Here is a 23,295-nt window from a genome sequence, read left to right on the forward strand (position 1 = left end):
TGTGAAGTCATGAGTGCTGAGCAGACCAATCAGAATGTTCTTGTGTGCGTGGCATGGCCGTACGCAAACGGCCCACGCCACATCGGCCACGTAGCAGGCTTCGGCGTCCCATCGGACGTCTTTGCCCGCTACCAGCGAATGACCGGCAAGAACGTGCTGATGGTTTCCGGCACGGATGAGCACGGCACGCCGCTTCTGGTGCAGGCGGATAAAGAAGGTGTCACCGTCAAGGAGCTCGCCGACCGCTACAACCGCCAGATTGTTGAAGACCTGGCAGGTTTGGGCCTGAGCTATGACCTGTTCACCCGCACCACCACCCGCAACCACTACGCCGTGGTCCAGGAACTGTTCAAGGGCCTATACGAAAACGGCTACATGGTGAAAGAGACCACCCAGGGTGCTATTTCGCCGTCGACGGGCCGTACGCTTCCGGACCGCTACATTGAGGGCACCTGCCCGATCTGCGGCGCGACCGACGCCCGCGGGGATCAGTGCGATACCTGCGGTAACCAGCTCGACCCGGCTGACCTGATCAACCCGGTTTCCAAGATCAATGGTGAAACGCCGGAGTTTGTAGAAACCGAGCACTTCCTGCTGGACCTGCCTGCGCTGCACGATGAGCTGGAGGCGTGGCTGTCCAAGCGCGAGGACTGGCGTCCGAACGTGCTGAAATTCTCCCTGAACCTGCTGGAGGACATGCGCCCGCGCGCCATGACGCGCGACATTGACTGGGGCATCCCAGTGCCGGTTGAAGGCTGGGAGGATAACCCCTCGAAGAAGCTCTACGTCTGGTTCGACGCGGTCGTTGGCTACCTGTCTGCCTCCATCGAGTGGGCGCAGCGCTCCGGCAACCCGGAAGCCTGGAAAACCTTCTGGCAGGATCCCTCCACTGAGGGCTACTACTTCATGGGCAAGGACAACATCACCTTCCACTCCCAGATCTGGCCAGCAGAGCTACTTGGTTACGCCGGTAAGGGCGCAAAGGGCGGCAAGGTGCACGAACTGGGTGAGCTGAACTTGCCAACGGAGGTTGTCTCCTCTGAGTTTTTGACCATGTCGGGCTCCAAGTTCTCCTCCTCCAAGGGTGTGGTGATCTACGTCAAGGACTTCCTGAAGGAGTTTGGTCCGGATCCGCTGCGCTACTTCATCGCCGTGGCCGGCCCGGAGAACAATGACACGGACTTCACCTGGGACGAGTTTGTTCGCCGCGTGAACAATGAGCTTGCCAACGGCTGGGGCAACCTGGTCAACCGCACGGTGTCCATGGCGTACAAGAACTTTGGCCAGGTGCCGGTGCCGGGGCCGCTGGAGGACAGTGACAACCGCATCCTCAAGCTGGCAGAGGACACGTTTGCGGCTGCTGGCGCGGATCTTGCCCGCGCACACTTCAAGGCCGCAATCACCAAGATCATGCACGTGGTGGGTGAGGCCAACGCGTACGTGGCGGAGCAGGAGCCGTGGAAGCTGGCCAAGGATGATACCCAGCGTGAGCGCCTGGCCACCGTGCTGTGGACCGCCCTGCAGGTGGTGTCTGACTGCAACGCCATGCTCACCCCGTTCCTGCCGCACACCGCGCAGCGCGTCCATGAAACCCTGGGGCGCACCGGCATCTGGGCCGCAACGCCGAAGGTGGAAGACGTGGTGGATGACGCGGACCACACGCTAGTTGGTGTCGGCCTGCCGGAGCAGGGCCAGACGTACCCGGTCATCACCGGTGATTACACCCAGCAGCAGGCGACGTGGGGCCGCGTTGAGGTAACCCCGGGAACTGAGCTTGCGAAGCCGCAACCGCTGATTGCAAAGCTTGACCCGGAGCTGGGGGAGACCGGCCCGGAGTGGGCACCGGTGCAGTAGTCACGCAAATGTAACGCAAAGTTCACACAGTGTTGGACGAAACGTTCATCTGAGATGCTTATGGTGAACGCATCGTCCATACGTGAAGGAGCTATGCGTGACTTGCAGCATCGTTTTTGATTTCGACGGGACCCTAGCAATTGGGCATGGGCCAGTTCTGGCCTACGCCCGAGCGGTAGCCCCATTGGCAAAGGACAACTTTGTCGAACGAGTTGAAGATGAGCTGCGAGCCTATGACGCAGGTGAAGCTTCCTACCGCGACGGCTATCACGTCGTGGCAGAGGTGGCTGCGCAAGATGGCGTGCCTTCCGAGGCGATGAACCAGGCCTACCAGCAGAGCCGAACGGTGCTGGGTACTCCCGAAGCACCGATCGACGCCCCGGACGGCCTGATAGAAATCCTTGATGCGCTTCGCGGATTGGCAACGCTGCATGTTGCAACCAACGCGCCGGCTATCGGTGTTGAGCAGATCCTTGAATCCTGGGGAGCTCGCCCGTACTTTGACCAGCTGCACACCCAGGTGGGCAAGCCAGATGGTTTGTACCCGATTGTGGAGCAGCTGCTTGAGCAAGGACCGGTGCTTTCCGTCGGCGACATCTATGATTTCGACCTCAAGCCAGCCCATGACCTCGGCGCGGACACCGCATTAGTCGGTGCTACCGCGCAGTCTTCAACGGTGGAGGTGACCATGCGCGGAAACACCATTACGGATCTGCGCCATGACATGCTCCGCTGGGCTGCGCGCAGCAGCTAGCCCACCCCATCCACAGCTTTTCCGAAAGGACCTTTCCTCATGCGTAAACCTGCTCTTGCCCTCGGTGCGTTGCTGACCACCGCGGCACTGACCCTGACTGCCTGCTCGGATTCTTCTACCTCTACTGACACCAATGCTTCCGGTAGCGCTGAGTGGCCGAAGTCCATCACCATCTCGCTTGTACCTGCAACGGAGGGCGAGAACCTGGCTGAGGCGCTCAAGCCTTTGACCTCCTACCTGTCCGAGAACCTGGGCATCGAGGTCAACGGTGTTGTGGCGAATGATTACGCGGCAACCGTTGAGGCTATCGGTGCTGACCAGGCACAGGTTGCTATTACGGACGCTGGCTCCCTGTACAACGCCATGAACCAGTACAACGCGAAGCTGATCCTGCGGGACGTGCGCTTCGGCGCAACCTCGTACGCTTCGGTTGCTTACACCAACAACCCGGAGAAGTACTGCGACGATGAGCCTGTGATGGCTACCTACGCTGCTTCGGAGACGGAGTTTGCGTACTGCAACGGCCTGGAAGAGGCGGCTGCAGCTGAGGGCAAGGGTCCGAAGGCAGTTGAGGCGCTGAAGAAGGTCGAGGCTGGCACCAAGGTTGCGCTTCAGGCTGTGACCTCCCCGGCTGGCTACCAGTACCCGGTCGTAGCGCTGGAGGATCAGGGTGTGGACGTATCCACGCTTAGCGAGGTTCCGGTGCAGGGCAACAACAACGCCATGCTTGCTGTACTCAAGGGTGATGCTGAAGTTGGCTTTGGCTACTGGGACGCTCGCGCTTCCATCATCAAGGAGGCCCCGGAGGCTGCAACCGACATGGTTGCATTTGCGTACACCGAGATGATCCCGAACGGTGGTGTCGTTGTCACCGACACCCTGCCGGAAGACCTGGTTGCGCAGCTGACGGAGCTGATGGACAACTACGCAGATTCCTCCGAGGAAGCAAAGACGATCATGCAGGAACTGGTTGGTCTGACCGACTGGACTGCACAGACCGATGAGGAAGAGATCCAGCGCTACGGCGAGATCTACACCCGCTTCAAGTAACACCCTTTTTCGGAAAGTTCCACCATGAGCACCACAGACAACGTATCGCCGTGGCCAATTACGTTGGACCACGTATCGGTTACCTATCCCAACGGCACGCAGGCGTTGAAGGACGTCTCTATTGCAATCGAGCCCGGCGAGATGGTCGCCGTGGTGGGACTGTCCGGATCAGGTAAATCCACGCTGATCCGCACCATCAACGGGTTGGCCACGCCGACCGCAGGCACCCTCAAAGTCGGCCCATATGACATGCATGACCTCAAAGGCAAGCAGTTGCGCGAGGCTCGTGGGAAGATCGGCATGATTTTCCAGCAGTTCAACCTGGCTGAGCGGACAGATGTGTATCACAACGTGTTGGTGGGCAGCTTTGCCCGCAACCCGTGGTGGCGCACTATGTTTGATCTGCCCACACAGGAAGACAAGGATCTGGCGCTGCAGTCGCTGGAATCTGTTGGCATGTTGGAGAAAGTCTGGACACGGGCAGGTGCGCTTTCCGGCGGTCAGAAACAGCGTGTGGCCATTGCCCGTGCGCTGACCCAAAAGCCGAAGGTCATGCTTGCAGACGAGCCCGTGGCCTCTCTCGACCCGCCAACCTCTCATGCAGTGATGCGCGATTTGCGGCGCATCAACCAGGAGCAAGGACTCACCGTGCTAGTGAATCTGCACCTGATTGACCTGGCGCGCCAGTACACCACGCGCTTGATCGGCTTGCGCAACGGTGAGCTGGTGTACGACGGGCAGACAGCAGACGCCACGGACCGTGACTTCGAGGAGATCTACGGTCGCCCTGTGCTTCCGGACGACGTGCTGGGAGCGCACTAATGGCCCAGCCGTTGACTCAGCCGTTGAATGTTCCTGACAAGCCTCGAAATATCGGCCGCACCCTTGCTATTACTGCGGCTGTTGTTGCGTTTACCGCGCTGACGGTGACACCCCAGATCGGTGGCATTGCCATTGACCTGGAATCCATCGCCCGCAACTGGCGAAACGGTGCGGCGAAGCTGTGGCAGATGCTGCAGCCCAACTTCGCGTTTTTGCCGCGCACGCTTTACCCAATGTTGGAAACGCTGCAGATGGCGTTCGTGGGTGCGGTGTTATCTGCAATCATTTCTGTACCGCTGACCTTGTGGGCGGCATCCGCCACCAACCCAAACCGCGTAAGCCGTGGCATCGTACGCACGCTGATTAACATCATGCGATCCGTGCCGGACCTGGTGTATGCCTCCATCTTGGTGGCCATGGTCGGTGTCGGTGCGCTGCCGGGTGTGATCACGTTGTTCCTGTTCAACCTGGGCATTGTGGTCAAGCTGGTATCTGAAGCGATTGACTCTGCAGACCACGCCTACATCGAAGCGGGTCATGCCTCTGGCGGCACACAATTCCAAATCAACCACGCAATGGCGCTGCCACAGGTCATGCCCTTGTTTGCCAACCAGTGGCTATACACGTTGGAGCTCAACGTGCGTGTGTCCGCCATCTTGGGTCTGGTCGGTGCCGGCGGTATCGGACGCCTGCTTGAAGAGCGCCGCGCGTTCTTCGCCTACGACGACGTATCCATCATCATTTTGGAAATCCTGGTTGTGGTGGTGTTGGTGGAGGTCGTCTCCAACTGGCTGCGAAAGAGGTTGGTGTAAATGCCTCCCAAACCACGCAAAACATACGAAACAATTGCAACAATCGCGCTTGCGCTGATCGCGCTGGTCTCCATTGGCACACTGGACATTAAGTGGGGCGAGCTGCCCAAGGTGCCGGGGCAGATCTGGCATTACATGACGCTGATGTTCGCGGACCCAGACTGGTCTCGCCTGGGGCGTGCCGCCCTAGAAATGTGGCGTTCTATTTCCATGGCGTGGGTAGGCATGATCGGCACCGTGGTGCTCTCCATCCCGCTGGGAATGTTGGCCGCTCGCGGTGTGGGACCAGCGTGGCTGCGTGCGCTGCTACGAGGCATCTTCGCCGTGATCCGTGCCTTCCCGGAGGCTGTGATCGCCATTATCTTGCTCACCGTCACCGGCCTGACTCCGTTCACTGGCGCACTTGCATTGGCTATCGCAGGTATTGGCCAGCAGGCGAAGTGGACCTACGAAACGATTGAGTCCATGCCGAATGGGCCTGCGGAAGCCGTGCGCGCAGCTGGTGGCACCACCGCTGAGACGGTGAGGTGGGCGTTGTGGCCGCAGGCGGCGCCGTCCTTGATCAGCTTTGCCTTGTACCGTTTTGAAATCAACATCCGAACCTCCGCTGTCCTTGGCATGGTGGGTGCGGGAGGTATCGGTGCGATGCTGGCAAACTACACCAACTACCGCCAGTGGGACGTGGTGGGCATGACGCTGATCGTGGTCATCGTGTCAACAATGGTGGTGGATGCTGTTTCTGGCGCAATCAGGCGCCGCATTATGGAAGGAGCCACTGCCCGTGCAGCCAACGAACCCGCAAGCACCGCCAAGCGTGCGAATCGCAGCGTCGATGAGCTCACTCCAGCCGAAGGAGAAGACGGTCGCGGAGGCGATCCTGTGCCAACCAGCTAACGCTGTTGAGATGACCGCGCAGCAGCTGGCCGACCATGTCGGGGTCAGCCGAGCAAGCGTCATCCGCACTGCCCAAAGCCTTGGGTATGCAGGGTTTCCGCAGTTGCGGGTCGCCCTTGCCCAGGAGCAGGCAGCGGGTTCTTCTCCCTTGTCAGTGGCAACGCAAACCAACTCCACCGCAACCAGCGTCGCAGACTATGTGGCGCAGTTTGCGGAGCGCCTCTCGGCATCCTTCGGTGCGCTTGATGAAGGCGCGATTCAACGAACCATCGAGCTGCTTGATATTGCCGAGCGCGTCTTGGTGGTAGCCAATGGGTTCTCTGCGCCACTTGGGTTGGATTTTGCGCAGCGCCTCGTGTCGGCGGGCAGGCACGCGGAGTGGCACACCGATTCCACGACGCAGCGAATTGCCGCGCACCACCTCGGCGAAAAATCGGTATGTTTTGTGTTTTCCGGCTCGGGTTCAAGCCAAGCAACCTTGCATGCCGCCCGGCAGGCTAGCGACAGTGGTGCGACCGTGATCGCGGCGACAAGCTTTTCGCCGTCACCGCTGACCGAAGTCGCAGACGTGGTGCTGTTGGTGCCACCGGTTAAACCCTCGTTCCAAGACGAGCTGATCCACACCTCCCGCGCCGCACTGATGCTGCTGAATGAACAGCTGGTGCAGCTGTTGCTGAACCACCGTGGCGAACGTGGTGATGAGGCGCGCCGGGCGTCGCTGACCATGATCGGAGATGCGCTGGAAAGCTAGCCCAGAAACTGCTCCAAAAACGTGGTGAGTTTTCCAGTCTCCTCGTCCTCGAACCGCTGGTCCACCACAATCATTGGTGCTGCGTACTTTTCGTCTTTGTGGACGACGAGGTCGGTGCCGTAGGCGTCGATAAGCAAGGCCCAAGAGTAACCCTCTCGGACGAGGGCCTGGCCGAGTGCGGTGCCGTAGATGCGGGCGGTCTCGCCGCGGGGGAAGCTGCGCTGCACGTCCGCAGGTAGCGCGAGGAAATCCGCGAGCTCATTCTCAAAGGCGCTAACCACATCTTGGGGTGTGCCGCCGATGCCGCGGCCGATGGCTTCTGCCAAGTCGCGGTCGATTTGGGTTTGGGTGGCGCTGTCAATCGGTTCAAATGCCATAGGGTTGGATTCTATGAGCAAAAAGCCGCGACCCACTCCCGAGCCCGCGAAGACGATCCCCGGTCTTATCGACGCCCACACCCACCTCACCAGCTGCCCCCACCCAGCCCAAGACCTCATTGACCGTGCCCACGCCGCTGGTGTGGAGCGCATTTGCACAGTTGGGGACGGACTGGCAGAAGCCGAGGCGGCCCTTGAGATAGCCAAGAACCATGAGGGTGTGTTTGCCGCGTGCGCGGTGCACCCGACGCGTGCGCACGAGGTGGATGACGCAGCGCGCGCACGCCTTCGGGAGCTGGTGGCGGACCCGAAGTGTGTGGCGGTGGGGGAGACCGGCATTGATACCTATTGGATTACGCATGACCCGGACCGCACCGCACCGCTGGATGTGCAGGAGGAGGTGTTTCGCTGGCATATCGACCTGGCGGTGGAATCCGGAAAAGCGCTGATGATTCACAACCGCGAGGGGGACGCGGAGATTATGCGCATTCTTGCGGATGTCCCGCAGCCGAAACACGTCATCCTGCACTGCTTCTCCTCGCCGGTAGAGGTGGCGCGAGAGGCCCTGGATCGCGGCTACGTGCTGAGCTTTGCCGGAAACGTGACCTTTAAACGCAATGATTTCCTGCGCGAGGCAGCAGCAATGGCACCTGCGGGCCAGTATCTGATTGAGACGGATGCGCCGTATATGACGCCGGAGCCGTTTCGGGGGGCGCGTAATGAGCCGTCGTTAATCGGGTACACGGCACTGGCGATCGCGGAGGCTCGTGGGGTGGATGTTGCACAAGTGGCCAAAGAGGTAGGGGAGACGTTTTCGCAGGTCTACGGCGTCTAAAAACTTGATAGTGGCGGAACCGTTATCGTATTGTTACCAACATGTCTGCCGCGAAGAAGACCTTAAACCCAACCACTGAGCGCCACTCCGCTGGCCGCCGCGTACTTACCGGCGCGCTTGCCGGTGCCGTCATCGTCGGTGGTGCGGGCACGGCGCTGGCCGCACAGAAGGACATCTCCGTGGATGTCAACGGTGAGACCCAGAAGGTGCGTACCTTCGCTGCTGACGTGGACGGCGTGCTGCAGGCCGCCGGCGTTGAGGTCGGCGCAGAAGACCTTGTTTACCCGGCACAGGGTGAGAAGATCGCGCGTGGCGAAACTATCACGGTGCGTACTTCGAAGCAGGTTGCTGTGGTGATTGATGGTGTTGCAACCCAGCTCAGCTCCACCGCGGCAACTGTGGGCGACTTGATCGCAGAGGCTGGTGTGGATAATGCGGCGGCCACCGACATTCACCGTGACACCCCGGTTACCCCTGGCCTGTCCATTGACGTGACCACGCCGAAGGTGGTCTCTATTACGGACGCTGGCGAGCAGTCGTTTACCACCGTGGCAGCTAAGACTGTGTCCGCACTGCTGTCCGCGCGCGGCATTACCCTGGACTCCGATGACCGCATCAACGTCCCCTTGGACGCTGCGGTGACTCCGGATATGGACATTGTGATTGACCGCGTGAACCTCGTGCGTTCCTCCGAGGTCATTCCGGTTGAGGCGGAGCCGAACTACATCGATGACCCGGAGATGGATGAGGGCACCGAGCAGGTACTTGAGCCCGGCGAGACCGGTGAGGCCGTGCGTTACCACCACACCGTTATGGTCAATGGCGAGGTAGAGAGCGAAACCGTCGCTGGCGAAGAGGACCTGCGTGCGCCAAAGCCGGCCACGATCTTGCGCGGCACCAAGCCTGCACCGAGCGCACCGGCAGTGGCGGCGGGTTCCGTGTGGGATGCGCTCGCGCAGTGTGAGTCTGGCGGCAACTGGGCGATTAACACCGGCAACGGTTTCCACGGCGGCTTGCAGTTCACCCCGTCTACCTGGGCAGCCTACGGTGGCACTGAGTACGCCCCGATGGCCCACATGGCCACGCGAGAGCAGCAGATCGCCGTCGCCCAGCGCACGCAGGCATCCCAGGGCTGGGGTGCGTGGCCTGCCTGCACCGCCTCGCTTGGCATCCGCTAATCTCGCCGTATGGCAGATTCCCACCTGCTGGGCCCCGTTGAGATCCGGGAGCTTGCGGCTGAACTAGACGTCACCCCAACGAAAAAGCTGGGGCAAAACTTCGTGCACGACCCAAACACCGTGCGCCGCATTGTTGCTGCCGCGGAGCTTTCGTTTGATGACGTGGTTGTGGAAGTTGGCCCCGGCCTCGGCTCACTGACCCTGGGCTTGATTGACACCGTCGAAGACGTCATCGCGCTAGAGATCGACCCGCGCCTGGCCGGTCGCCTTCCACAGACGGTTCAAGAGCGCGCGCCCGAATACGCTGACCGCTTGACGGTGATTAATAAGGATGCGTTGAAGGTGGTGCGCGGGGACGTGGATAAGCAACCAACTGCCCTGGTAGCCAACTTGCCGTATAACGTGTCCGTGCCGGTGCTTTTGCATCTGCTGGCGGAGTTTCCCACGATCCGCCGCGTGCTGGTGATGGTGCAAAAGGAAGTCGCGGACCGCTTGGCCGCGAAGCCTGGCTCCAAAATCTACGGTGTGCCCAGCGTGAAGGCCTCGTTCTACGGTGACGTGAGCCGCGCCGGAACCATTGGCAAGCACGTGTTTTGGCCAGCGCCCAACATTGAGTCGGGGCTTGTGCGTATCGACGTACACGGCAACCACTCCCCAGCGCTTCGCGAGCACCTCTTCCCGCTGGTGGACGCTGCGTTTGCCCAGCGCCGCAAAACCCTGCGCTCCACGCTATCGGGGATCTACGGCTCGCCGGCTGCCGCGGAGGAAGCACTGCGCGCCGTGGGTATTGACCCGGGGCTTCGCGGCGAGGCATTGTCTGTTGAAGATTTCTTGAAGCTTGGGGAGGCGCGAATGGGGGACCAGCGTGAGTGAGCCAAAGATCTTTGCCGCGTCGGCGCCCGCGAAGGTGAACCTGCACCTTGGCGTGGATAACACGACCCATGGCGGTTACCACGACCTGGTTACGGTGTTTCAGGCCGTTGACCGGCGTGAAATCGTACGCCTGGTGGTAGAGCCGGACGCCGAGCGCACGCGCACCGAGTCTGTGGTGTCGAGCATTCACACCCGCTGGCTGTTCGATGGGGAGCTGCCCGAAGATATTGACACCCACCACAACCTCGCCTGGAAGGCAGTGGATGCGGCGGTGGGGAGTTTCCGTTCGGACTGTGACCACACCGCAGGAGTGACCCACCCGGCGCTGCCAAAGGTGCGCATTGAGGTGGATAAGTCCGTGTTCATCGCAGGTGGCATGGCAGGCGGTTCTGCTGACGCTGCTGCTGCGCTGTTGGCCGCGAACCACTACATCGAGCACTACTTTGGCGAGCCGGTTGGCATCGATTACAAGACGAGCTTCCTTGCCGCGGGGCTTGGCTCTGATGTGCCGTTCGCGGTGCAGGGCGGTAACGCAACTGGTCGTGGCCGCGGCGATCACCTGCGTCCTATTCCATCTGACCTGCAGTTCTGGTGGGTGTTTGTAAACCCAGACACCACGCTGAGCACCGCGGCGTGCTTTGCCAAGCTAGACGAGCTGCGCGCTGGCAACCCGGAGCTTAAGCCCAACCTGGATCCCTCCAAGGTGACCGACGCGCTGCTGCTTGGCAGCGCTGAGGCGTTGGCGCAGGCGCTGCACAATGACATGGAGCTGCCCGCCCGGCTGCTGCGCCCGCAGATTGGTGAAGTGCTGGATTTTGGCAACGAGCACGCCCTTCGCGCGATCGTGTCTGGCTCCGGGCCAACCGTGGCAATGTTGTGTAAAGACGAGGCGCATGCGGTGCGTGTTCGCAACCGTGTGTGCGAGGTTTTCCCTGAGTATCAGTCATTCACCTCGAACGGTCCTGCCCGTGGTGCCTTCATGCTGTGCAAGTAAGTCCACGTCGTAGACTCGTGCGTGATGGCTAACCTGATCAATCTGGAAAACGTCTCCAAAACGTGGGGGCTGAAAACGCTTCTTGACGGTGTGTCGCTGGGCGTGCAAACCGGCGACCGCATCGGCATCGTCGGCGTCAATGGCGGTGGCAAGACCACCCTGCTTGAGGTGCTCACGGGCATTGAGCCGCCGGATGAGGGGCGTGTGTCCCACAACTCCAGCCTGCGCATGGCTGTGGTCACGCAGCGCTTCGACTTAGACCCTGACCTGACTGTTGGCCAGGCAGTGGTGGAGCCGCTGGGGTTGCAGACGTTTGAGTGGGCCTCCAACGCCCGCGTGCGCGAGGTGCTGCAGGGCACCGGTGTTGCTGAGCTGGGTTTGGATACCGCAGTGGGCAACCTTTCCGGTGGTGAGCGCAGGCGCGTCAACCTTGCCGCCGCGTTGGTCCAGGACTTAGATCTGGTGGTGCTGGATGAGCCGACGAACCACCTCGACGTTGAGGGCGTGCAGTGGTTGGCCGATCACTTGCTGAACCGCAAGGTAGCGGTGGTGGTTGTGACCCACGACCGCTGGTTCCTCGACACCGTAGCCACCCTGACCTGGGAGGTTCATGACGGCACGGTGGACGTCTATGAGGGCGGCTACAACGACTGGACGTTTGCCCGCGCGGAGCGCGCACGCCAGGCGGATGCGATTGAGCAGCGCCGCCAAAACCTTGCGCGTAAGGAGCTTGCTTGGCTGCGACGTGGCGCACCGGCGCGTACCTCTAAGCCGCGCTACCGCATTGAGGCAGCCGAGGCCCTGATTGCGAACGTGCCGCCGCCACGCGACAAGGTGGAACTTATGGCGTTTTCCAAGCAGCGCCAAGGCCGCGTGGTCATTGAGCTGGAGGACGCGCGCATTGACGCTCCTGACGGCCGCACGCTTGTAGACCACCTGACGTGGCGCCTCGCGCCGGGCGAGCGTATCGGCCTTGTTGGTGTGAACGGCTCCGGCAAGACCACGCTGCTGCGCACCCTGGCTGGGGAGTACCCGCTGGCCGCAGGCAAGCGCATTGAGGGCCAGACCACGCGCATTGGCTGGTTGCGCCAGGAGCTTGATGATCTGGATCCCACCCGCCGCGTTATCGACGCGGTGGAGGACGTTGCCACCTACATCGAACTGGGTAAAGGCCAGATGTCTGCCTCGCAGCTTGCAGAGCGCCTTGGGTTTTCCCCGAAGCGCCAGCGCACGCCCGTGGGGGACCTTTCCGGTGGTGAGCGCCGCCGTCTGCAACTCACGCGCGTACTCATGAGCGAGCCGAACGTGCTGCTTCTCGACGAGCCGACGAACGACCTTGACATCGATACCCTCCAAGAGCTCGAAGACTTGTTGGATAACTGGGCTGGCACGCTTGTGGTCATTTCCCACGACCGCTACCTCATCGAGCGCATCGCGGACAGCACGTATGCGCTCTTCGGCGACGGCAAACTCACCAACCTCCCCGGCGGCATCGCGCAATACCTTGAGCGTCGGGCCGCTGAGGAGAGCTCTGTTGGGGTGTTGGATTTGGGGGAGAAGCGTGGCGTCGAGAAGCAAAAGGCTCTTTCTTCTCAGGAGGAGCGTGAGCTTCGCAAGAAGATGAAGGCCCTAGAGCGCAAGATCGCTCAGGCGGAGGAATCCGTGGAGCGACTCGAGGCGGAGATTGCTGACCTGTCTGCGGCAGGGGAGTTTGATGCGATCGCGGGCAAGACGAAGGAACTTGGTGCGGTCAAAGACGAGCGTGATGAGCTAGAAATGGAGTGGTTGGAGCTCGGCGAGCAGCTCGAATCCTGAGTTTGTGGCACAATGTGACGCATGAGGAAATTCGGACATAACTCACGTCTTGTTGCTCTGGCATGCGCGACCACCCTTGCAGCCGGCGCGCTAGTGCCCGCAACTGCATCCGCGCAGGTACAGATTCCAACCTCCAGCGAGCTGTCCTCGCGCGCAAACATCCAGCTGCCGGATATTCAGGTACCGCAGCAGATTGTAGACGGCGCCGCGCGCGTTGGCATCCACGTGCCGGGGCGCATTGAGCTCACCCCGAAGCCAGCACTGAGCGCCGCGGAGCAGGAGCTGACCGCTTCTACCGAAAAGCAGCTGGTGAAGGAAGGCCACCGCAGAGATGCGGAAGCGCAGGCCATCGCAGCGCAGTGGGCAGCGCAGGCCGCTCGCGGTGAGGCGACATTTGTGGGCAACGTTGGTCGCGGCACCACTGCAACGGATCGTGGTACCGGCCAGATTTACCGCCTGAGCCCGGCGCAGGCTGCGGACCGCATTGCGTTTTTGAACCGTGACATCAACGTCAATCCGGTGAAGGAGCCGAAGCGTTTCGGCGTTGCTACCGCGCGTAATGGCGAGACGATTTACCTGGCAGAATTCTTCCTTAACTAAACAATCGGTTACCTTTATAGGTATGAGTGACCAGTCGTCGAAGAAACCCCCGAAACTATCCAAGAAGGCCTACGAGAAGGAACTGCTTCGTCTGCAGGCTGAGCTTGTAGACATGCAGCAGTGGGTGGTTGAAACCGGCGCACGCCTGGTCATCATTATGGAAGGCCGTGACGCCGCAGGTAAAGGCTCTGCCATTAAGCGCATCACGCAGTACCTGAACCCACGCACCTGCCGTATCGAGGCGCTGCCGAAGCCCACGGAGCGTGAGCAGGGGCAGTGGTACTTCCAGCGCTATGTGGAAAAGCTCCCGGCTGCTGGTGAGATCGTGATCTTTGACCGTTCCTGGTACAACCGTGCCGGCGTTGAGCGCGTCATGGGCTTCTGCACCTCGCAGGAGTACCGCCGTTTCCTGCACCAGGCACCGATTTTTGAGCGCCTGCTGGTGGAAGACGGCATCATGCTGCGCAAGTACTGGTTCTCGGTGTCCGATGAGGAGCAGTACAAGCGTTTCGTTTCCCGCCGTGAGGATCCGTTGCGCCAGTGGAAGCTTTCCCCGATGGACCTGGAGTCCATTACCAAGTGGGAGGAGTACTCCCGTGCCAAGGATGAGATGTTCGTGCACACCGACATTCCGTCCGCACCGTGGTACACGGTGGAAAGCGAGGACAAGAAGCGCTCCCGCATCAACGTGATCTCGCACCTGCTGTCCACGGTGCCGTACGAGCGGATTAAGCCGGACCTGCCCGAGATCCCGGAGCGCCCGGAGATCACGGACTACAGCCGCCCGCCGCGTGAAGAGTTCCGCTATGTGCCGGATGCCGCCGCCAAGCTGGAGGAGCGTCGCGTTAAAGGCTCGGACGGAAAGAAGAAAAAGAAGAAGCACAAGAACTAGTGCTTTTTCGAGGGGGTTTTGGGGTATCCCCGCGGCGTTGACACCGTCTTGTTGCCGGGTATCCAAAACCTCAGCGCAGCGTCGGTGTTTTTGGAAATCCCAATGCGTGGGCCCGCTACCCACTCTGGTTCCTCATTGCGCATCTGCAGTGGCACTGGCGTGCCATTATCTGGCAGCGCAAGGCCCAGGGCTTGGCCGAGGTTGCCCGGCCCGCGCGCAAGGTTTTCCCAGGGGATGTGTGCTCGGTCTGGGCGTTGCCTGCGCTGTCTCGCCAGTGCCTCGCCTGCGACTACCTCGCCGCCGCGCATCAAACATCCTTGGCCGTCGCCTTCGGGCGCGCACACGATGTTGCCGTTGTGGTGTAGTCCGTAGGAAAAGTACACGTAAAGGTGTCCTGGCGGCCCGAACATTGTCGCATTGCGCTTGGTCATGCCGTTGAAGGTGTGCGCGGCGGGATCCTCGGCACCGAGGTATGCCTCCACCTCTGTGAGCCGGATGCTTACCCCGTGCATGGTGATCACGCACCCAAGTAGCTGTGGTGCAACGACGTCTGCGGGTTGGGAAAAATCAATGGAAGCATTCATTGCTACCAATATGGCCGCTTTGTCGCGCTGTGGCTACCTGGGTGAGGCGGGGTTAGAGAAATTTCGCCAGCATGTCCTGTACTGCCGCGCGTACTGTCGGTTGAGTGGCAAACGCCGCGCCACCGAGCACAGCGAGAACGCCAATCACAATGCCGGCAATTGCGCCTGGTGACAGGTGGCCCTGAGATGACTTGGGGGTCGCCTGTTCTTTGAACAGGACGTTGAGATCAACTCCCGATTCCTTCAATACCGTGCCCTTGGGGTAGTGGGCCAAAGATTTGGCCAAGCCCGTATCGGATGTGGTTTCACGGTCAAGCTCCTTGACGGCTGCGGGAGCCTTGATTTCGTTTTCCAGAGTGAAGGTGACCAAGGGTTCATCGTCGCCCTCCTCGGAAACCGGGTTGTAAGTGTGGTTAGCTACGCCGCTGAGCTTGTAGTCACCGAAAAGTGTCGCATTCTTGCCGTCGACTTTGAGCTTCAAATCCCAGTACTTGACGTCTACTGCCCAGCCCTCGACGCCGCCGACGTTCTTATATCCCTGCACATGTGCAGAGCCATCAAGGTCGAACGTCCATGTGCCATCGGTGTGAGTCGCGGCAGTGATCGGGAACGTGAACTCCAAGTTTTCGCTGTCCCACGATGCGCCTTCTTCTGCAGTGGCCTGGCCCTTGCCGCGAATCACAGCTTGTTTGAGGAATGGCTTGGAGATAGGCCACGCGAAGCTTCCTGACTCAATCGTGGAAGCAGTGGAAGCAGTGGAAGCCTTAGCCGGAGAAGCTGCACATACGAGGCCTGTGCCAACCGCAAGTGCTGTGCAAAGAGCAACGAAACGGGGAGAAAACATGTCGAACTCCTTCTGGTGGTGTAGATATGAAAATCCCGCCTCGGTAGACGGATAAGGGACCGCATTTTCTGTGTCATTCGAGGCGGGAAGCTTGTAAGGGGCTTAGCGTTTGAGCAGGTTGGCTGGCGGCTGTGTGAGCTGGAGGATATTTGCCACGCCTTTTGTCAATGCTGCAAGGGTGAGTACTAAGCCGATCGTAGAAATCACAAACGCGACCATGTGGGTTGCAGTCGCTGCCGGTGATCCTTTCTCCGTTGATGACATGGTGACCATGGAACTCGTCTCTGGCGTGGGCTGCTTCTCAGCCATTGCTGGAGCAGGGGTGCCAAGCGCAAGTGCAACGGAGACTGCGGCGCTAGCCGCTAATAGGCGTTGCATTAAAACGGAAGGAACTGGCCGAACATAGCCTGGACCTGCGGCAGGGTAGTGGCAAACGCCAATCCGCCGAGCACTGCCAGGACAGCTACCACGATGCCGCCGATAGCGGCCGGGGAAGCGGAGCTATCTGGCTTCGGGTCAGCGGGTTTTTCAACCTTCTTAAAGTCTAGGGAGACGCCGACCTTGCTGTCCTCGAGCGGCTTGCCGGCCGTGTAGCTCGTGCCAAAGATGTCTACTCCGAACTCGGTCATTGCGGTTGGGGTGAAGGTGATCTCCTTCTTTCCGCCAGCAGCGGGCACGAGCGACTCCTTGACATCGAACTCGATGATCGGCTTGTCGTCATTCTTGGCATCATCCATACCGGCGTCCGGCTTAGTGCCCTTGCGTACGTAGTCTGCCTGCAGATGGCCCTTGTTGCCATTGATCACGATCTTGAAGTCGGACATTTGGATGTCCATGGCTCCCTTGTGGCCTTCGATGCGGATTGCACCGTCCAGATCGATGGTGCCCTCACCCTTGTCGTTGAGGGCGGAGTCTGCGACGTTGACCGGCAATTTAAAATCAACGACCTTGCCGTCTGCTTCGACCTTCTCGGCGCCGTCGGAAGCAGTGATGGTGCTTCCAACAAAAGGATTCTGTACGTAGCGCAGGAAGGATTCCTTGATGTTCCAGGTTGCGTTGCCGGAGAGCAGCTCCGGGGTCTCGGCGGCGGAAGCGGCCGGGGCGAAAAGTGAGGTGGATGCGACAGTGGCGGCGGTGACAAGTGCCAGGGTGGAGGTACGGGACATCCCAATTCCTTTCAAAGGTTCAGAACGAGAATAACCAATTAGGTTGCGCTTACCTTAGCGAGGTTAGGCTAACCTTGGCAACCTGTGGGGGTGGTTGGGGTATTGTTGCGTCTAGCTGTGCGTCTAGCTGGCAGGCGCGCCCTGTGGTGCTTCGGCAGGGCTGACAAACACGCGCCCATCCATACGCGAGACCGAAATCGGCCAGTCGTAGACAGCGCTGAGCACGTCGTCTGCGTAGACCTCCTCTACAGACCCCGTAGCGGCTACTTCGCCTGACTTCAGGCACACCACCCGGTCGCAGTAGCGCGCTGCAAGCTGCAAGTCGTGCAGCACCACAATGACGGCGACGCCTTGGGCTGCAAGCCCTCGGACAATGCCCATGGTCTGCTCCTGGAAGCGAACATCCATGGCGGCAGTCGGCTCATCAAGAAACACCACCGGGGTTTGCTGTGCGAGTACTCGGGCGAAGGCGGCGCGTGCTCGCTCACCACCGGAAAGCGTCAGCACCTCACGGTCCTGGAGGTGAGTCATGCCAGTGGTTGCAAGCGCGGCATCCACAATCGCTGCGTCCTCGGGGTTAGTACCCCAGGGGTGGCGTCCCATCTCAACGATGTCTCTTACGAGGAATGAAAACGCCACCCCAACGTCTTGCAGCATCACTGCTCGGGTACGGGCCAACTCTTGGGCTGAGCTTGTGGCGACGTTGTTGCCAGCCACCTCCACACGCCCCGAGGCTACGGCGATATCTCCAGAGAGCGCTGCCAGTAACGTGGACTTGCCTGCGCCGTTCGGGCCGATAAGGCCTGTGACTTCGCCTGACCGTGCTTCCATGGTGACGTCGTGAAGAATCATGCGGCCCTGTTTCATCACGGTCACGCCGCGTGCGTGGACACTCATAGATCATGGTTCTTTCGCAACATCTGCCGAAGCAGGAAGAAGAAGGTGGGCCCGCCAATAAGCGCGGTGAAGATGCCAATCGGCAGATCCGCGAAGGGAATGGCTGTGCGGGCGAAGATGTCTCCTGCGCCAATGAGGAGTGCCCCGCCGAGAGCGGAAGCCGGTAGCAGCACAGTATTTGAAGGGCCGACAGCGGTGCGCACGATGTGCGGAACCACAAGACCGACAAATCCGATCAATCCTGCAAAGGACACCGCAGCAGCGGTGAGTAGGGTGGACAGTACGATCGCCGCCATCCGTAGCCGCGAGACGTTGATGCCAACGTGGCTAGCAGCTTGGTCGCCAAGCGCAAGGATATCTAGCTTGCGTCCCAACAGCATTGACAGTGCGAGGGAGACCACAACCACGAACGCAACCGTGCCGGTTTGTGCCCAGCTCGCCCCGGCCAGGGAGCCCATCTGCCAGAAGATGATCTGCTCGCGGGCGGTAGTCGGTGCCATGAACGTCAGCAGCGCAATCGTGGCTCCACAGATCGCATTTGCCGCAATACCGACCAGGATTAGATTCAACACGCGAACGCTCCCTCCAGAGCGAGAGAGCCGGTAGACAACCGCGGTAGCCAAGGTTCCGGAGAGAAACGCGAACAGTGGCACTGTCATCGTGCCGAACGTACTGGCGCCGAACACGATTGCTGCCGCCGCACCGACGCCTGCGCCGGTACTCACACCAATCACGCTCGGCTCGGCAAGAGGGTTGGCAAAGACAGCCTGCATGAGTGCCCCGCCCACGCCTAAAGCAGCGCCGACAAATAGGCCAAGCACTAAGCGAGGCAGACGAATCTGCCACACTACAGATGCATCCAGGGTGGTGGCAGACATCGGACCCGCTGTGATGATCGGCCACAGCTCACTTGGCGCTAGCTCAAACTGGCCGACCATGATGGAAGCGACGGTGGTGACTGCCAAAAGTGCTGCAGTGACAATGAAGAGGATGACGCGTCCGCGGCGCCGTGCCTTAAAGGTCGAGAGTTTGGAACTCACTCACCCTCCCCGTACAGGGCATGGGCAGCGCGCAGCAGCATTTCACCGGTTTGGGGGCCAAAGGCAAGCGAGTCGCCGTCTGGAAGCGAAAGTACTCGCTTGTTTTTGCCTGCGGTTGTTTGCGCGACCCCTGGGCGTTGGAGGAGGCCTTCGATATCGCCGGTGGATTCGAGTCCGCCGTTCATCATGACAAACACTTCCGGGTTAACTTCTGCAAGCGCCTCCGGGCTGGCGGGGGAGGCGGCACCAATACCGTGCTCCGTGTTTACGTCCACGCCGCCAAGTGCCTCAATCAGGTCTTGGGTGCCGTCTGTGCCGCCAAGCAGGTAAAATACTCCGCCGGTGCCGCGTGCGTACAAGAAGGACATGCGAAGCGGCACGTCGGGCTTCACGGCCGCGATGGCGGACAGCGCCTCGTCCACTTCGCGTTGGCTACGCTCCGCCAAAAGGCGGCCAGCCTCGGGTTCACCAACCACCGTTGCGACGTTGATGATGTCCTGGCCCATCGACGCCATCGAGCGGGTCGGCTCCATGACCACTGTGGTTACTCCTGCCGCACGAATCTGGTCGATGGCCTCGCTCGGGCCCACGGAATGATCCACGATGACCAGGGTTGGTCGCAGGTTCAGAATTGCTTCAACATTGAGGGAGTGCCCATTTTCGGTCACCACGGGCAGATGGCTTAACGACGCTTCCGCCGAACTCACCGTCCGCCCCACAATATTGTCCCCGAGCCCAACTCCACGAAGCGTCTTCGTGTACGTGCCGTAAATATCAAGTGCCAGGATGCGGGAGGTGTCTGTGACGGTGACGTCGTAGCCGTCTGCGTCCGTTAGCTCCACGGGTAGTGCGTTTTGGCGGGGAGCGTCTACCGGTTCCACTTCGGAGATCTCGGTGACCATAGCAACGCCTTGGGTTTGGTGTGGGTCGCCAGCAGCCTCAAGAGAGTCCACGAGCTGCCGCGTTTCCATCTGCATTGGGTTGTCCCACGCAGCACAGCCGCTCAGAGGCATTGCGACAGCCAGCGCAGCAGCCAGGATGGGTCCTGCAAGTTTTTTGGTGAAGTTCATGATGGTGCTCCTATGCGGTGATGGCGAACCTGGTGAGTGCTCCGCCCGCCCCGATCATGGAGGCGGCGAGCAGGAGGAACTTGGCCAGCGCGGCATCGTCCCAGCCGCTACCAGCGTCGGCACCGGAAACGTTTTTGATTTGGAATTGCCCGCCTTGCGGCTGCTCGGCTGAAACAACGGTTTCGGCACCTTGGACATCATCAAGCACACTGGTCCCGGAGGCAGTGTTGGCTGTAGTGCTGGCTGTTGTGTTCGCTGCACTACCACCTGTGCCACCGCTACTGCGGAGCTTTTCAGCACTGTTGGATGAGCCGCCCTTGCCTGTGGCGGCGGCGGAATTGCTGCCACCCTGGCCATCAGCACAGTTGGCGGAGCCGCCAAGTTGCGCTGTGAAGCTGATCGGATCTAGCGGATCCCCCGGCGGGTAGAATTGCCCGAAGGCTTCCGCACCAACATCAGTCAGCGTTGTTGTTGCGGTACCGGACGCTGCTGTTTCGGAAATGTTCAGATCAGTGAAGCTAAGGTTGGCAATGGCAACGCGCCCGTAGTCATTCCGCGTGCCCTCGGTGCTGTTTGAAGCCGCGTTGAGAACAAGTTGCCCGGTATTGCCGCTGAACTGGATCTCTAGGTTGGAAAAACGCGTGTCAAGTACGCCATTGTGGCCGGTGAAGCGAATGCTGCCGGGCAGCAGGACGGTGCCTGTGCGTGTCGACGGATCCACCGCCCCCGCATTTCCGTTGAAAGTGAAAGACGTGCCGTTATCTCCAACACCCGTAAGTTCCCAAGCGCCTTTCGCAATGTTGCCCCGGATGTAGGTGCGGAACGACTGCCGCACACCCCAGGTTGCCTCGGCGCTGGTGACTCCCTTCGACGCGGGCGCGCTACACGCATCACCAGCCGCAGACCCTGCTTGCTGTGCTTGTTTAGTTTGCCCTGCTTGTCCTGCCTGGCCTGCTTGCTGTGCTTGCCCTGCTTGCCCTGTTTGCTGTGCTTGTTTAGTTTGCCCTGCTTGTCCTGCTTGCTGTGCTTGTTTAGTTTGCCCTGCTTGTCCTGCCTGGCCTGCTTGCTGTGCTTGTGGCGCTTGCTGTGCCTGCAACGCTTGTGCTGCCGGGTTGACGCGGTTGTACAGATTCTCGCCGTTCTTGAGAACATTATCGGTGTTGACTAGAAGGCCGTTGACCTCAATGAGTGTGTCGTTGATGTCACCGAGCAGGCTCGCGGGGCCAGAGGTTGCTTTTGAGCGGGTAGCGCCTGTTCCGCCCTCAGGGGATTTCCCGGTTTGCCCGCCCGAGGGGGCGCCCAGGGAGTATTGGGGGGTGGGGGCGGGGCCGCTGGCGTCATGAAGTGAAAGCCCAATGCTGATTGGGTCGAGTTGCTCACCGGCCTCGTAGAAACCGCCGAAGATTTCGGCGCCGCTCGCGGTCAGAGATACCGATCCGGCGATGGTGGTTTGCGCTGCGGCGAAGTCTGGGGCTTGGTTCAGTGCGATGGCGGCCAGTACTTCTTGACGGCCCTCCCGGAAACCGCCAGTTTTATCCATCCCTTCGTACTTGCGGGAGGCGTAATCTACGCGCAGTTCCGCCTGCGTGCCGTTGACAACAATGATGGGGTTGCGCAGCGTCATGTCTAGGGCGCCGTTGTGTCCGTAGAAGTGCACTTCGCCAGAGAAGTTGATCTGCCCGGAAGTCGATGAACTGATCGCTGCGGATTCGAGTGGGAAACTGAATCCGGAACCGCTGCGCGTCGCGCCACCACCAGTGGAAATCGAACCTTTAGCTACGCCTGTTTCAACGTATTTCCGAAACGATTCGCGTATGCCCCAATCCATCGTGCCTGCAGTGGCGGCTCGGTGTGTCGAGGCGGCCTGGGCGTGGGCGGGTGGGGCAGTGAGGAAGGCGGGGCCGCAGGCGAGTGCGGAAAAAGTGAAGAAGCTAGCGGCAACTACGGCGGTGCAGGTGTGTCGGAAGTTCATAGGGCCTCGGCAGGTTTCACTCAAGGAATATGGTGGATAGGCTAACCTTAGCGAACTAAGGCTAACTTTACTAAACAAAGAGGTGTCTCTATGACAGCAACGTCCGAGCCTGTGACCGACTTCATTCCGCTTGTGCCAGATGATTCCCCACTGGAGGACAACCACTACTCCCAGCCGCGCTTTGCAAGCTGGGAAAAGGCGCTACTTGCGCTCATAACTGGCGTCATTGCATTTGGCGGGGCAACCGGCAATGTGTGGGTGGCGTTTCCGGCCGCTGTACTTATGGTGGCTGTCTTGTATGGGCTTGCAGCGCTGCCGGACAGAAACTACGTCGGGGAAGAAGCGAATAGGCGCGCCGGGCTGGTGCTAGGTGTTGTGTGGGCTGCCATAACGCTGCTAGCGGCCCTGGCATTGTTCTTGGTGCCAGCAAGCTACACGCTCACCGGTGGGATTGTGACGGCACTTGTGTCTGCGGGTTGTCTTTGGGGGGCGATCGCGTATGTGGATCGCCCGAGCAGCCTCGCCAGTTACGCCAGCTGACGTGCTGTGGCGAGGTTCTGGAACACCGCCTGATTCAGGTCAAAGGCGCGCTTTGCAGCGTTGATAAGGCGCGCACGCTCTTCTTCTCCAAGCTGCATAGCGTCAAGGGCTGCCTTGTACTGTGCGCGGTACGGCGGGATCTTGCCAATAGCGGAGAAGTCATAGAAGTTCAGTGCGTCTTCTTGTAGCTCGTATGCTTCGCGGAACACGCGCGCAAGCACCTGGCCGCCAGCAATGTCGCCGAGGTAGCGAACGTAGTGATGTGCGACTACCTCGGGGCCGTCGTCAGGGCCGAGCGCCTCTAGCTCAGCGACGTAGCGAGCAGTCGCTGGGAGCGGTTCGATCTCGCGCCAGGACGTGCCGAGCATGGAGGTGAGGTCCTGTGTGATTGCCTCGACTCGCTCAAGGCGCTGGTCCGCAATGAGGGTTACAGCAGGGTGGGCGGAGGCCCGGCGTACAGCGGCTTCAAGTGCTGAATAGATGTGGAAGTACTGCACGGTCAGTTCAGCTACCGCGTTACTGTCCAGCTTGCCGCCACTGAGGCTGGCCATGAAGTGGGAGTTCTCTGCGTTGGTGTGGGCCTGTGCGGTCTGGTCCTTTAGCGCGATAGAAAGCTGCTCGCCGGTGGTGGGCAACGTTGTTGTCAATCTTCTACTCCTTGGAAGGATGGGTAATTTCCCT

Annotated in this window: 25 protein-coding genes; 15 read left to right on the plus strand and 10 right to left on the minus strand. The window is 60.4% G+C overall.

Going from position 1 to position 23,295, the window contains the following annotated elements; all coding sequences use genetic code 11:
- Nucleotides 1-9 precede the first annotated feature (9 nt).
- The 7 genes from metG (at nucleotide 10) to I6I71_RS06800 (ending at nucleotide 6,937) form a co-directional block, all read left to right on the plus strand.
- Nucleotides 10-1,854 carry a methionine--tRNA ligase gene (metG, locus tag I6I71_RS06770; protein ID WP_201819673.1) on the plus strand — a complete coding sequence of 615 codons (1,845 nt, stop codon included), beginning with the start codon at nucleotides 10-12 and terminating at the stop codon, nucleotides 1,852-1,854.
- A 97-nt stretch (nucleotides 1,855-1,951) separates the two neighbouring features.
- The gene (locus I6I71_RS06775; protein WP_232305796.1) at nucleotides 1,952-2,608 is read left to right on the plus strand and encodes an HAD family hydrolase; all 657 of its coding nucleotides are present in this window, start codon (nucleotides 1,952-1,954) and stop codon (nucleotides 2,606-2,608) included.
- Between the two features lie 39 nt (nucleotides 2,609-2,647).
- Nucleotides 2,648-3,658: a phosphate/phosphite/phosphonate ABC transporter substrate-binding protein gene (gene phnD, locus I6I71_RS06780; protein ID WP_052205021.1), complete on the plus strand. Its 1,011-nt coding sequence runs from the start codon at nucleotides 2,648-2,650 to the stop codon at nucleotides 3,656-3,658.
- Between the two features lie 24 nt (nucleotides 3,659-3,682).
- Nucleotides 3,683-4,480, plus strand: a complete 798-nt coding sequence (phnC, locus tag I6I71_RS06785) for a phosphonate ABC transporter ATP-binding protein (RefSeq protein WP_201819676.1) — start codon at nucleotides 3,683-3,685, stop codon at nucleotides 4,478-4,480.
- A complete protein-coding gene (gene phnE, locus I6I71_RS06790; protein WP_201819679.1) occupies nucleotides 4,480-5,292 on the plus strand; it encodes a phosphonate ABC transporter, permease protein PhnE in 813 nt (270 codons plus the stop codon). Before phnC ends, phnE (I6I71_RS06790) begins: the two co-directional genes overlap by 1 nt.
- Complete coding sequence (gene phnE, locus I6I71_RS06795; RefSeq protein ID WP_201819682.1) at nucleotides 5,293-6,186, plus strand: phosphonate ABC transporter, permease protein PhnE; 894 nt, start codon at nucleotides 5,293-5,295, stop codon at nucleotides 6,184-6,186.
- Nucleotides 6,125-6,937 carry a MurR/RpiR family transcriptional regulator gene (locus tag I6I71_RS06800; protein WP_201823738.1) on the plus strand — a complete coding sequence of 271 codons (813 nt, stop codon included), beginning with the start codon at nucleotides 6,125-6,127 and terminating at the stop codon, nucleotides 6,935-6,937. Before phnE (I6I71_RS06795) ends, I6I71_RS06800 begins: the two co-directional genes overlap by 62 nt.
- On the opposite strand, the gene I6I71_RS06805 is transcribed toward I6I71_RS06800, so the two are convergent.
- Entirely contained in the window at nucleotides 6,934-7,314 is a 381-nt protein-coding gene (locus I6I71_RS06805) for a DUF3806 domain-containing protein (RefSeq protein WP_052205017.1), read from the minus strand. The genes I6I71_RS06800 and I6I71_RS06805 overlap by 4 nt on opposite strands.
- A 13-nt stretch (nucleotides 7,315-7,327) precedes the next feature.
- Here I6I71_RS06805 and I6I71_RS06810 point away from each other — a divergent pair, with 13 nt between their 5' ends.
- Genes I6I71_RS06810 through ppk2 form a run of 7 tightly spaced genes read left to right on the plus strand, consistent with a single transcriptional unit; the run spans nucleotide 7,328 to nucleotide 14,501 of the window.
- Nucleotides 7,328-8,149 carry a TatD family hydrolase gene (locus tag I6I71_RS06810; RefSeq protein ID WP_201819685.1) on the plus strand — a complete coding sequence of 274 codons (822 nt, stop codon included), beginning with the start codon at nucleotides 7,328-7,330 and terminating at the stop codon, nucleotides 8,147-8,149.
- A 41-nt stretch (nucleotides 8,150-8,190) separates the two neighbouring features.
- Complete coding sequence (locus I6I71_RS06815) at nucleotides 8,191-9,327, plus strand: resuscitation-promoting factor (protein ID WP_201819688.1); 1,137 nt, start codon at nucleotides 8,191-8,193, stop codon at nucleotides 9,325-9,327.
- Nucleotides 9,328-9,336: 9 nt separating this feature from the next.
- Entirely contained in the window at nucleotides 9,337-10,200 is an 864-nt protein-coding gene (gene rsmA / locus I6I71_RS06820; RefSeq protein ID WP_201819691.1) for a 16S rRNA (adenine(1518)-N(6)/adenine(1519)-N(6))-dimethyltransferase RsmA, read from the plus strand.
- Nucleotides 10,193-11,194 (plus strand): GHMP family kinase ATP-binding protein, encoded by a 1,002-nt coding sequence (locus I6I71_RS06825; RefSeq protein WP_236587268.1) that lies wholly within the window; start codon nucleotides 10,193-10,195, stop codon nucleotides 11,192-11,194. The genes rsmA and I6I71_RS06825 overlap by 8 nt, the downstream gene beginning before the upstream one ends.
- 24 nt (nucleotides 11,195-11,218) lie before the next feature.
- A complete protein-coding gene (locus I6I71_RS06830; RefSeq protein WP_201819693.1) occupies nucleotides 11,219-13,009 on the plus strand; it encodes an ABC-F family ATP-binding cassette domain-containing protein in 1,791 nt (596 codons plus the stop codon).
- Between the two features lie 21 nt (nucleotides 13,010-13,030).
- Nucleotides 13,031-13,609 (plus strand): hypothetical protein, encoded by a 579-nt coding sequence (locus I6I71_RS06835; RefSeq protein WP_070495559.1) that lies wholly within the window; start codon nucleotides 13,031-13,033, stop codon nucleotides 13,607-13,609.
- A gap of 22 nt (nucleotides 13,610-13,631) precedes the next feature.
- Nucleotides 13,632-14,501, plus strand: coding sequence for a polyphosphate kinase 2 (gene ppk2, locus I6I71_RS06840; protein WP_070495556.1), 870 nt, complete (start codon nucleotides 13,632-13,634; stop codon nucleotides 14,499-14,501).
- On the opposite strand, the gene I6I71_RS06845 is transcribed toward ppk2, so the two are convergent.
- The 8 genes from I6I71_RS06845 to I6I71_RS06880 form a co-directional block, all read right to left on the minus strand.
- Nucleotides 14,498-15,085, minus strand: coding sequence for a DNA-3-methyladenine glycosylase (locus tag I6I71_RS06845; RefSeq protein ID WP_201819694.1), 588 nt, complete (start codon nucleotides 15,083-15,085; stop codon nucleotides 14,498-14,500). The genes ppk2 and I6I71_RS06845 overlap by 4 nt on opposite strands.
- Before the next feature lie 52 nt (nucleotides 15,086-15,137).
- Entirely contained in the window at nucleotides 15,138-15,929 is a 792-nt protein-coding gene (locus I6I71_RS06850; protein ID WP_052205008.1) for an HtaA domain-containing protein, read from the minus strand.
- A 102-nt stretch (nucleotides 15,930-16,031) separates the two neighbouring features.
- Nucleotides 16,032-16,307 carry a hypothetical protein gene (locus I6I71_RS06855; protein ID WP_145989922.1) on the minus strand — a complete coding sequence of 92 codons (276 nt, stop codon included), beginning with the start codon at nucleotides 16,305-16,307 and terminating at the stop codon, nucleotides 16,032-16,034.
- Nucleotides 16,307-17,095, minus strand: coding sequence for an HtaA domain-containing protein (locus I6I71_RS06860; RefSeq protein WP_101734081.1), 789 nt, complete (start codon nucleotides 17,093-17,095; stop codon nucleotides 16,307-16,309). Before I6I71_RS06860 ends, I6I71_RS06855 begins: the two co-directional genes overlap by 1 nt.
- A 123-nt stretch (nucleotides 17,096-17,218) precedes the next feature.
- A complete protein-coding gene (locus I6I71_RS06865) occupies nucleotides 17,219-17,992 on the minus strand; it encodes a heme ABC transporter ATP-binding protein (RefSeq protein ID WP_052205005.1) in 774 nt (257 codons plus the stop codon).
- A complete protein-coding gene (locus I6I71_RS06870; RefSeq protein ID WP_070495541.1) occupies nucleotides 17,989-19,032 on the minus strand; it encodes a FecCD family ABC transporter permease in 1,044 nt (347 codons plus the stop codon). Before I6I71_RS06870 ends, I6I71_RS06865 begins: the two co-directional genes overlap by 4 nt.
- Entirely contained in the window at nucleotides 19,029-20,102 is a 1,074-nt protein-coding gene (locus I6I71_RS06875; protein ID WP_052205003.1) for a heme/hemin ABC transporter substrate-binding protein, read from the minus strand. The genes I6I71_RS06870 and I6I71_RS06875 overlap by 4 nt, the downstream gene beginning before the upstream one ends.
- 10 nt (nucleotides 20,103-20,112) lie before the next feature.
- Nucleotides 20,113-22,074 carry an HtaA domain-containing protein gene (locus I6I71_RS06880; protein WP_201819697.1) on the minus strand — a complete coding sequence of 654 codons (1,962 nt, stop codon included), beginning with the start codon at nucleotides 22,072-22,074 and terminating at the stop codon, nucleotides 20,113-20,115.
- 90 nt (nucleotides 22,075-22,164) lie between these two features.
- Here I6I71_RS06880 and I6I71_RS06885 point away from each other — a divergent pair, with 90 nt between their 5' ends.
- A complete protein-coding gene (locus tag I6I71_RS06885) occupies nucleotides 22,165-22,614 on the plus strand; it encodes a hypothetical protein (protein WP_201819698.1) in 450 nt (149 codons plus the stop codon).
- On the opposite strand, the gene I6I71_RS06890 is transcribed toward I6I71_RS06885, so the two are convergent.
- Entirely contained in the window at nucleotides 22,602-23,261 is a 660-nt protein-coding gene (locus tag I6I71_RS06890) for a biliverdin-producing heme oxygenase (RefSeq protein ID WP_052205000.1), read from the minus strand. The genes I6I71_RS06885 and I6I71_RS06890 overlap by 13 nt on opposite strands.
- Nucleotides 23,262-23,295 lie beyond the last annotated feature (34 nt).

It is taken from the genome of Corynebacterium riegelii, from assembly GCF_016728505.1.
GTDB classification, from domain to species: Bacteria; Actinomycetota; Actinomycetes; order Mycobacteriales; family Mycobacteriaceae; genus Corynebacterium; species Corynebacterium riegelii.

What these genes read in the sequence shown, in the direction of transcription:
- metG (WP_201819673.1), top strand. Translation starts at nt 10, where the DNA reads ATGAGTGCTGAGCAGACCAATCAGAATGTTCTTGTGTGCGTGGCATGG.
- phnD (WP_052205021.1), top strand. Translation starts at nt 2,648, where the DNA reads ATGCGTAAACCTGCTCTTGCCCTCGGTGCGTTGCTGACCACCGCGGCA.
- phnC (WP_201819676.1), top strand. Translation starts at nt 3,683, where the DNA reads ATGAGCACCACAGACAACGTATCGCCGTGGCCAATTACGTTGGACCAC.
- phnE (WP_201819679.1), top strand. Translation starts at nt 4,480, where the DNA reads ATGGCCCAGCCGTTGACTCAGCCGTTGAATGTTCCTGACAAGCCTCGA.
- phnE (WP_201819682.1), top strand. Translation starts at nt 5,293, where the DNA reads ATGCCTCCCAAACCACGCAAAACATACGAAACAATTGCAACAATCGCG.
- I6I71_RS06800 (WP_201823738.1), top strand. Translation starts at nt 6,125, where the DNA reads ATGAGCTCACTCCAGCCGAAGGAGAAGACGGTCGCGGAGGCGATCCTG.
- I6I71_RS06805 (WP_052205017.1), bottom strand. Translation starts at nt 7,314, where the DNA reads ATGGCATTTGAACCGATTGACAGCGCCACCCAAACCCAAATCGACCGC.
- I6I71_RS06810 (WP_201819685.1), top strand. Translation starts at nt 7,328, where the DNA reads ATGAGCAAAAAGCCGCGACCCACTCCCGAGCCCGCGAAGACGATCCCC.
- I6I71_RS06815 (WP_201819688.1), top strand. Translation starts at nt 8,191, where the DNA reads ATGTCTGCCGCGAAGAAGACCTTAAACCCAACCACTGAGCGCCACTCC.
- rsmA (WP_201819691.1), top strand. Translation starts at nt 9,337, where the DNA reads ATGGCAGATTCCCACCTGCTGGGCCCCGTTGAGATCCGGGAGCTTGCG.
- I6I71_RS06830 (WP_201819693.1), top strand. Translation starts at nt 11,219, where the DNA reads ATGGCTAACCTGATCAATCTGGAAAACGTCTCCAAAACGTGGGGGCTG.
- I6I71_RS06835 (WP_070495559.1), top strand. Translation starts at nt 13,031, where the DNA reads ATGAGGAAATTCGGACATAACTCACGTCTTGTTGCTCTGGCATGCGCG.
- ppk2 (WP_070495556.1), top strand. Translation starts at nt 13,632, where the DNA reads ATGAGTGACCAGTCGTCGAAGAAACCCCCGAAACTATCCAAGAAGGCC.
- I6I71_RS06845 (WP_201819694.1), bottom strand. Translation starts at nt 15,085, where the DNA reads ATGAATGCTTCCATTGATTTTTCCCAACCCGCAGACGTCGTTGCACCA.
- I6I71_RS06850 (WP_052205008.1), bottom strand. Translation starts at nt 15,929, where the DNA reads ATGTTTTCTCCCCGTTTCGTTGCTCTTTGCACAGCACTTGCGGTTGGC.
- I6I71_RS06855 (WP_145989922.1), bottom strand. Translation starts at nt 16,307, where the DNA reads ATGCAACGCCTATTAGCGGCTAGCGCCGCAGTCTCCGTTGCACTTGCG.
- I6I71_RS06860 (WP_101734081.1), bottom strand. Translation starts at nt 17,095, where the DNA reads ATGTCCCGTACCTCCACCCTGGCACTTGTCACCGCCGCCACTGTCGCA.
- I6I71_RS06865 (WP_052205005.1), bottom strand. Translation starts at nt 17,992, where the DNA reads ATGAGTGTCCACGCACGCGGCGTGACCGTGATGAAACAGGGCCGCATG.
- I6I71_RS06875 (WP_052205003.1), bottom strand. Translation starts at nt 20,102, where the DNA reads ATGAACTTCACCAAAAAACTTGCAGGACCCATCCTGGCTGCTGCGCTG.
- I6I71_RS06880 (WP_201819697.1), bottom strand. Translation starts at nt 22,074, where the DNA reads ATGAACTTCCGACACACCTGCACCGCCGTAGTTGCCGCTAGCTTCTTC.
- I6I71_RS06885 (WP_201819698.1), top strand. Translation starts at nt 22,165, where the DNA reads ATGACAGCAACGTCCGAGCCTGTGACCGACTTCATTCCGCTTGTGCCA.